The following is a 511-nucleotide window of genomic DNA, read 5'->3' as shown; positions in this document are numbered from 1 at the left end:
GTCAAAGTGTGCGTATGGGTCTGCTCTATGGGCTTACATCCCTTAAGCCCAGGTGGAGCTGACATTCGTTAAGCTCAGATGGCACAATTTGAAGAAACTAGAGTATCTAGAGAAGACCGAAGAACTTTTTCCATACTTTCAAGGAGTGACCATGGAGACAAAGCAAGGTCTAATTCAGGTCTACACCGGGTCAGGTAAGGGCAAGACTACGGCTGCTCTGGGTCTGGCTCTCAGGGCTATCGGTAGGGGCTATAAGGTCATGTTCATCCAGTTTATCAAACCGGACAGGTATGAGACCGGAGAGGTCAAAGCGGCCGAGATGCTTTCCCCTTACCTGAAATTTGCCCGTTTTGGCCGGTATCCTACCGCTCTGGACGAAAATGGCTCCCTATTGCCAGACATGGACATCAGAGAGTCGGCCCAGGAAGCTCTTCGCTTTGCTATGAACGTGATAAAGGAAGGGGAGTATGACCTGGTAGTTCTGGACGAGATCAATGTGGCTCTGGATCGA

General features: G+C 50.1%; 1 protein-coding gene. It reads left to right on the top strand.

The window, feature by feature from the left end; all coding sequences use genetic code 11:
* Window positions 1-88: 88 nt before the first annotated feature.
* A partial coding sequence (locus HW443_RS12900; RefSeq protein WP_181042747.1) for a cob(I)yrinic acid a,c-diamide adenosyltransferase occupies window positions 89-511 on the top strand: 423 nt, incomplete at its 3' end.

The sequence above is a fragment of the Candidatus Hakubella thermalkaliphila genome, from assembly GCF_013281975.1.
GTDB lineage: Bacteria > Actinomycetota > Humimicrobiia > Hakubellales > Hakubellaceae > Hakubella > Hakubella thermalkaliphila.
This window is presented reverse-complemented; position numbering and strand designations above follow the sequence as displayed.